At 61.9% G+C, this 8,111-nt stretch carries 5 protein-coding genes; 2 read left to right on the forward strand and 3 right to left on the reverse strand.

The genetic code is table 11. The annotated features are described in order from the left end of the window. The first annotated feature begins 109 nt into the window (after window positions 1-109). Complete coding sequence (locus tag DWW03_RS12005; RefSeq protein WP_022062521.1) at window positions 110-2,746, forward strand: zinc-dependent metalloprotease; 2,637 nt, start codon at window positions 110-112, stop codon at window positions 2,744-2,746. Between the two features lie 12 nt (window positions 2,747-2,758). Beyond that, window positions 2,759-5,416 carry a zinc-dependent metalloprotease gene (locus DWW03_RS12010; protein WP_022062522.1) on the forward strand — a complete coding sequence of 886 codons (2,658 nt, stop codon included), beginning with the start codon at window positions 2,759-2,761 and terminating at the stop codon, window positions 5,414-5,416. A gap of 62 nt (window positions 5,417-5,478) precedes the next feature. On the opposite strand, the gene DWW03_RS12015 is transcribed toward DWW03_RS12010, so the two are convergent. From DWW03_RS12015 to DWW03_RS12025, 3 genes are read right to left on the reverse strand one after another with little or no spacing between them, the layout of a single operon-like run. After that, entirely contained in the window at window positions 5,479-6,735 is a 1,257-nt protein-coding gene (locus DWW03_RS12015; protein ID WP_022062523.1) for a Gfo/Idh/MocA family protein, read from the reverse strand. A gap of 10 nt (window positions 6,736-6,745) precedes the next feature. Then, window positions 6,746-7,642 (reverse strand): twin-arginine translocase subunit TatC, encoded by an 897-nt coding sequence (tatC, locus tag DWW03_RS12020; protein ID WP_022062524.1) that lies wholly within the window; start codon window positions 7,640-7,642, stop codon window positions 6,746-6,748. Between the two features lie 27 nt (window positions 7,643-7,669). Next, window positions 7,670-7,873: a twin-arginine translocase TatA/TatE family subunit gene (locus DWW03_RS12025; RefSeq protein WP_022062525.1), complete on the reverse strand. Its 204-nt coding sequence runs from the start codon at window positions 7,871-7,873 to the stop codon at window positions 7,670-7,672. Window positions 7,874-8,111: the final 238 nt, after the last annotated feature.

Below are 8,111 nucleotides of genomic sequence, written 5' to 3' on the forward strand. Positions count from 1 at the left end.
TTTTTCGGCCTTCGTGTATGTCGTTTCCGGCAAAATTCCCTCTTTATTATGGAACGGTCGCAGGAACCGGGACGAAAAGAACCTCGAACACAATTCTAAATTTCAGCAGATGATCCGAAAACTATTGGTGCTGTTGCTCTGCCTCACGGCGGCGACGGCGACGGCGAAGAAGCCCAAATCCTCCGCTTCGAAGAAGGCGGAGAGTTCGGCCGAAAAACCGAAGGAAAGCGATTACGACAAACTCTTCAAGGAGAAACATACGGTGGCCGACGGCATGTTCCGCCTGCACGACGTCAAGGGGAAGCTCTATTTCGAGATTCCCGATTCGCTTTTCGGGCGCGAAATGCTGCTCGGATCGACCATTTCGGAGGTTTCGGACAACGCTGCGGCGACGACCGGCTCCAAGTCGGACTATCCGCTGCACGTGGTTTTCACGCGCAACGACCGTTCGGTCCAACTGCGTACGGTCAACTGCGAGAACATCACCGACGAGACGGGGGCTTCCCGCGCGCTGGCTGAGGCGGTGAAGCGGAACACGGCCGATCCCATCCTGCGCAATTACAAGATCGAGGCCTGGAACCGGGACAGCACGGCCGTGGTGGTCAACGTCACGGACCTGTTCGTGGCCGACGTGGAGGAGATGTCGCCCTTCTCGAAGTACGGACTTTATACGGCTTTCGAGCTGAAGAAGACCTTTCAGAAGGAGCGTTCGATGCTGGGCGAAATCAAGGCTTTCAGCGACAATGTGGTGGTGCGCAGTACGTTGAGCTATATTTTCACGCTCACCCGCGGCCGCACGACGCTGGTCAAGGACCAGCCGCTGACGGCCGTGATGACCCGTTCGCTGGTGTTGCTGCCCCGCGAGCCTTACCGTCCGCGCATCACCGACAGCCGCATGTCGGTGTTCCCGACCGGCAAGGTGCTTTTCAGCGAGCGCGAGCAGCGTGCCAAGGTGATCTACTACGCCCACCGCTGGCGGCTGGAGCCGTCGGACATGGATGCCTGGAAGCGCGGCGAGCGGGTCGCGCCGAAGAAACAGATCGTTTTCTACGTCGACGACGGATTCCCGGAGATGTGGAAAAAGCATATTTTCGAGGCCGTCGACCAGTGGAACGAGCCTTTCGGGCGCATCGGATTTAAAAACGCCATCGCCGCAAAGCCCTATCCGAAGGACGATCCCGAATTCGATCCCGACAACATCAAGTATTCGTGCATTCGCTACGCGCCGATCGCCATCGCCAACGCCATGGGGCCTTCGTGGGTCGATCCGCGCAGCGGCGAGATACTCAACGCTTCGGTCTATGTCTACCACGACGTGATGAAACTGCTGAACAACTGGCTGTTCGTCCAGACGGCGCAGGCCGACGAGCGCGTGCGCGCCGTGACGATTCCCGAGGAGGTGATCGGCGACGGACTGCGCTACGTCGTGGCCCACGAGGTCGGCCATTGCCTGGGTTACATGCACAACATGAGCGCCTCGGCGGTGATTCCTGTCGATTCGCTCCGCTCGCCGTCGTTCACGCAGAAGTACGGCACGACCACCTCGATCATGGACTACGCTCGCTTCAACTACGTGGCCCGGCCCGGGGATAGGGAGCGCGGCGTGAAGCTCACCCCGCCGCGTTTCGGCCTCTACGACTACTATGCCGTGAAATGGCTCTACACGCCCGTGCCCGACGCTGCGACGGCTGCCGACGAATATGCCGTCACTTCGAAATGGATAACCGGGGCCGCCGCCGATTCGGTCTACCGTTTCGGCAAGCAGCAGTTCAGCCGCTCGATCGATCCCCGTTCGCAGTCGGAGGATCTGGGCGACGACGCCGTGAAGGCCTCGGGCTACGGCATCGCCAATCTGAAATACATTCTCGGCAACATGAACGCCTGGATCAGCGCCCAGGACCCCGATTTCTCCCAGCGGCGCACCCTCTACGACGAGGTGCTCACGCAGTATATCCGCTACCTGAACCACGTGCTGGCCAACGTCGGCGGCATCTACTTCGCCGAGAAGATGGAGGGCGACCCCGTGGAAGCCTACCGCAGCGTGCCGCGCGAACGCCAGCGCGAAGCCCTGCTGTTCTGTCTCGCGCAGCTCAAGGACATGAAGTGGCTGGACAACGCCGAACTGATCCGCGACATGCCGCTGATGGGTTCGCCCGCCGAGTCGATCATGGCTTCGCTGGTGTCGGTCGTCGTGGCCGCCCCGGCGCGTGTGGCTTTGAGCGCCGCGCTGGCCGAAAAGGAGGCCTACACGCCCGAGGAGTGCCGCAGGGATGTCTATGAATTCGTGTGGGCTTCGACGCTGAAGGGCCGCACGCCCGATGCACTGGAGATGATGCTCCAGCGCGAATACGTCCGCAGTCTCAGCCTTTCGGCCGGGCTGAAATACACCGGGACGGGGGCGCGGGAGGAGAAGAAGCTGGTCTCCGACGAGGGACTGATGCCCGTTCCCGCCTTCCTTGGGGAGCATGCGGCCCGCACCGCGGCGCTCACCGCCTGCGGGGAACGCTGCGGCCACGACCCCTTCGAAACCTTCTCCGCCGCGCACCGCGTCGACACCGCGCCGCTGCTGGGCTACGGCTCTCCGCGCCTGAACTACTACGACCCGCGCAACACCGAGGCCGGGGATTATGCCGCGCTGCTCAAACTGCGTGCGATGCTCCGCACGAAGAGCGCTTCGGCGACGGGCGAAGCGCGCCTGCACTACGAGTTGTTGCTGCGCAACATCGAGAAAGCGTTGAAAAAATAAATCTTCCGGACCATGATGAAACTGTTTAAAATAGCTTTCCTTCCGCTGCTGGCGGGAATCTTGCTGCTGCCGGCGGCGTCTCGGCCCGTCCGGGCGGCCGGTTCGGCCGCCGTGGAAGCCGGAGCCGGGGACAGGAAGCGCGACAAGAAAAAGAAGCAGGAGGCCGATACCGCCGCCAAGGCGACTCCCTACGAGAAACTGTTCAAGGACAAGCGGGTGGAGACTGTCCGCGGCGGCGGGCTGACCCTGCACCTGACTGCGGACAAACTCTACCTCGAACTCCCCGATTCGCTGCTCGGCCGGGGGCTGATGATCACCACGACGATCGAGTGGACGGGCGATCCCGGCGACGGACTGGCCCACCAGCAGCCCGTGCCGCCCTACATGGTCGAGTTCGGCCGCGGGAAGAGCGACACGCTCCTCTGCATGCGGGAGTTCGCTCCGGTGGTGATCGTCGACGGCAGCCCGGCGATGCGTGAGGCCGTCGGGCGGAGCAACATCGGTCCGATCGTGGCCTCGTATGCCGTGAAGGCCCGCACGCCCGACGGGAAATCGTCCGTCGTCGACGTCACGGCGCTTTTCGTCGGGGACGTCAAACGCCTGCGTCCGATCGACCCCGAGGGCGGCAACACCTACGGCGGCTGGATGACGGCCAAGGCCGATTACAAGAAGGACCGTTCGATGCTGACCGGCGTGACGGGCGGAAAAGGGTGCGTTTCGGTGGTGGGAGAGCTTTCCTACGGCACGACGGTCAGCTTCCTCGGCCTGCTCGACCTGTGGAAAGACAAGCCCCAGTCGATCGTCGCCCGCCGCACGCTCCGCGTGCTGGGCGATCCCGAACGGCGGATGCGGCTCTGCGACCAGCGGCTCGGGCTGGCGGCCAAGGCGTTCAAACGCTTCTCGGACCGGGAGCAGGAGGCCAAAACCGATTATTACGTCTGCCGCCGTTCGATCCTCGACAGCGCGGGGAAGGTGCGTCCCGTGGTGTTTTACGTCGACACGGCTTTCGACGCTTCGGCCTATGCCGCCGTCGAGCGGGGGCTTCTGCTGTGGAACGATGCCTTCGCGAAGATCGGCTGCAAGGATGTCGTGCGGGTAGAGCCTTTTCCGGCTGATCCGGCTTTCAACGACAACAGCCTCTATAACAACTGCGTGCGGCGCACGGGAACCTCCAATTCGGAACTCTACACCGCCTCGTGGGTCGATCCGCGCAGCGGTGAAATCCTCGGGACCGACATCTTCGTGCCCTTCAATTTCACGGCCGCCATTCAGAAGAAGCTGCTCCTGACGTTGTCGGCCGCCGACCCCGAGGCGCGCACCACGCAGCCTTCGGCGCGTCAGATCGCCGACGCCCTAACGGCCATGGTGGCCCGCCGTGCGGCCTCGGCTTTCGGCGTGATGCCCAACTACGCCGCCTCGTCGGCCTATCTGACCGACTCGCTCCGTTCGCCGTCGTTTACGCGGGAAAACGGCCTGGCGGCGTCGATCACCGACGACGTGTTCTACAACATCGTCGCGCAGCCGGGCGACAGGGAGCGCGGTGTGAAGCTCGTGGCCGATGCGCTGGGTCCTTACGATTACCTGGCCGTCGAGTGGCTCTACAAGCCCGTTCCGGGGGCTGTGACGCCGCACGACGAGGTTCCGGAGCTGCGCCGCCTGCTCGCCTCGAAGGAGGGAGACCCCCGCTGTTTCTTCGCGCAGTACGCCTCCGGGACTTACGATCCCCGCGTGGGGGCCGGAGACCTGGGCGACGACCTGTTCCGGAGCGTGGCGCTGCAATCGGCCAATCTGAAATATGTCGCCGAGCACGGCGACGGGTGGCTTTCGGGCCGCGACGGCGACTACAAGTTCCGCGAGGAGCTGCTCACGGAGATGGTTCTGCGCGTCAACTCCCTCGCCTTGCAGCTGATGCGCTACATCGGGGGCGTCTATATGAATCCGGTCTACGAGGGAACGGCCCGGCCCGCCTGCACGGCCGTGCCGCGCGAAGTGCAGCGACGCGCCCTGCGCGAGGCGCTCGCCCTGACCGCCGACCTCGGCTGGATCGACCGGCAGGGGGTGTCGAAGAACGTTTACAACCGCGTGCAGGCATGCGAATACCTCCAGCGCCGGATTGCGCGCACGCTTCTTGAAAAGCTCGGAACGCTGGGCCTCGCGGCTTCGAAGGCCGACGATCCTTATACGGCCGACCTCATGGCGAAGGACCTCGTGGCGTGGTTCGAGGAGCGGCTCCGTTCGCGCGAACCGCTGACGGACCATGTCCGTAATCTGCAACAGTCGCTGCTCAAATCGACCGTCGCCGCGGCCAACGTCAAAGATAAGCCTTCGTCGGGTTCGGGAAGCGCCTTCGCGCTGTTTGACGGGTCCGGTTCGCTGTCCGACGGCGGCGATCTGTTCCCGGCGACTGACGCCGGGGCGCTTCCGGACATGCCGGCGGAGCGCCGGGCCGACGATTTCACGCCGTTGGGCGCCGGCGAGGTGCAGGGCGCCGCCTACGGCTACCGGACGCCGCGGGTGATTCCCGCCTTCCGGGAGCATCTGTTCTACGGACTGCTGCTCGACATGAAGGCGATGTACCGGCGGGGCGCTGCGTCGGCTCCCTTGGCCGATACGCGCAGTTTCTGCCGCTACATGGCCGACCGGATCGACCGGGAGCTGGCGGTCGAATGACGCTGACAAACAAGCAGGCTGCAACCGAGAGGTTGCAGCCTGCTTGTTTGTGCCCGGGGCGATCAGCGCGTTTGGTCGAGAATTACGGTCTGTCCGGATAGCCTGCTTCGCTCGGCTTCGAAGCATATCCGGTGGCTTTCGACCGATTTTCCGATTGATGTGCGGAAGCGGTGCTCCCTGCGGCTGATCGTGTCGACGAAATCCTCGACCAGATTTAGGTCGGCTCCGGCGTGGAACGGCTTGCCGAGTATGCCGGAGAAGTCGTAGACCTGCTCTTCCCCGCCCCGGAATCGGCGCACGCGCAGGATGCGTTCGTCACCGTCGATTTCGCCGTGAGTCAGCCGTATGTGTGTCTCTCGCTGGTCGCCGAGGGTGAAGGCATCCATCGAGAAGGAGATCGTGACGTCGTTTTCCATTTCCATGGATACGATCTGGTGGTCCACCACGTCGTTGTCGCAGCGGAACACGCATCGGCCGTAATCGCCCGTGCGCAACTGTCGGAGTATGACCTCGTCGAGCGTCGCGCCTTCCGGGACGTCGAAATTCGAAATCCAGTCGCGCCGGTTATAGTAGAGGTCCACTGCCGAGTAGGGGCACTCCTTTTCCAGCGGGCAGTCGATGCACCGGGGCGTGCTTCCCTTCGGGGCGTTTTCGGCCCGGAACCAGCGCAGGGACCCGAACGACGATAGTTTGCGGCAGCGCGCCTCGGTGAGCCACAGCAGGAAGTCGATGTCGTGGCAGCATTTCGAAATCAGCATCGGGTTGGTGATCTCCTCGCGGCGCCACATGCCGCGGACGAATCCGTGTGTGGTTCGGTCGAGCCCCACGGCTGCGAGGTGGCTGATCGATATGATCTCTCCCAGCTGGCCCGAGTCGACGATCTCCTTGATCTTGATGAAATAGGGATGGTATCGCAGGACGTGGCAGACGCCGACGATGACCCCTTTGCGCCGCGCCGCTTCGGCGATGCGGCAGCATTCGGGCAGCGACTGCGCGATCGGTTTTTCGAGCAGGACGTTATAACCCGCCTCGATGGCCTTCATGCAAGGCTCGAAGTGCATGTTCTCGGGCGTTCCGATCAGGATGGCGTCGGCCGGGACGGGGTTTTCGAAAAAGCGTTCGTAGTCGGCGAAGCACTCTTCGGGCTTCAGTCCGAATTTGGAGGCGATTGCGTGGCGGCGGATGTCGTTGAGTTCCGCTACGCCGACCAGTTTCAGCCGGTCGGGATTCCGGATCGCGTATTCGAGGTATTTGTTGGTACGGTTGCCCGCCCCGATGGCTACGATCGTGACGGGCTTCGTTTCGCTTGTTCGCTCCATATGTCTTCTGCTATTCCGTCGTTTCCGTCGTTTGTTCCTCTTCGGCGGCGTGTTTGCGCTCGGTCCGCTCCGCGAGTTTGATGCTCAATTCATACAGTCCGTATAGCGGCAGGATCACCAGAATGAGGCTGAATATGTCGGGCGGGGTTATGATTGCCGCGACGACGAGCAGTATGACGAACGCATGGCGTCGGTATTTGCGGAGGAATCCGGCCGAAACCAGCCCCATGCGGGTCAGGAAGTAGATCAGCAGCGGCAGTTCGAACATGAAGGCGCAGGCTATCGAGACGATGATGACGGTGGTCAGGTAGTCGCTGATGTCGAACATGTTGGTGATGAACTCGCTGGCCTGGTAGTTGGCGAAGAAGTTGATCGACAGCGGCGCCATGACGAAATAACCGAACAGCAGCCCTCCGAAGAAACAGAGCGACACCCAGAATACGAACAGGTGGGTTCCCTGAATCTCCTTCGGCGTGAGCGCCGGGCGTACGAAGCGCCAGAACTCCCACAGCGTGTAGGGCATGGCCATTGCCAGTCCCGTCAGGAGCGAGATCTTCATGTGGAGGTTGAACTGCCCGGACAGCGAGGTGTTGATGATCGAGAAACGGTCGTTGGCGATGCGGAAGGTCTCCGGATCGGTGTCGAACGACGTGCCGAGCACGCTGTTGAGCCATTCGGCCATATGCGCCCACTGGGCGCCCACCCATGTCAGCATGCGGTTGGTGGGGAAGTCCGGGCTTTGTGGCCCGAACAGCACCGTGTCGATAATGAAACTCTTGCAGAAGAAGGCCACCAGTCCGATGACTCCGATTGCCATCACCCCTCGCACCAGATGCGGGCGCAGGGCGTCGATGTGCTCGAAAAAAGTCATCTCCGTCGACTCCGGATCCTTTTTTTTCATGTTCATTTGTTTGCCGCCGCGGAACAGGTGTGATTACTCGGTCTTTCCGGAGTCGGATTTGTCTCCGGGTTTGTTGTCTTCGGCCGTATAGTCTTTGTTGACGGCATCCTTGAATTCTTTGACGCCGCGGCCCAGTCCGCGCATCAGTTCGGGGATTTTCTTGCCTCCGAAGAGCAGGATGACTACCAATACGATTACGATGATCTGCCCGTAACCGATTGCACAAGGGATAAGCATGGTTTTTTCTTTTAGGTTTTTATTCTGAACTCGGCGGCGCGGAGGCTGCGCTCCGGCCTATTTTTTGCAAATATAACACAATTTTTGCGATATTCGGGCCTGCTGTTCGCAAAAACCCGCCCGAATTTCGGGCGGGTTCGCTTTCAGAGGGTCAGGGCTATTTTTTGGTCTTCGCCGCGGGCAGCTCCTTGATTCGTATGTTTCGGAACTTGATTCCGGCTCCGTGTCCGAGCAGTCC

Source organism: Alistipes sp. AF14-19, assembly GCF_003461645.1.
Classification (GTDB): Bacteria; Bacteroidota; Bacteroidia; order Bacteroidales; family Rikenellaceae; genus Alistipes; species Alistipes shahii.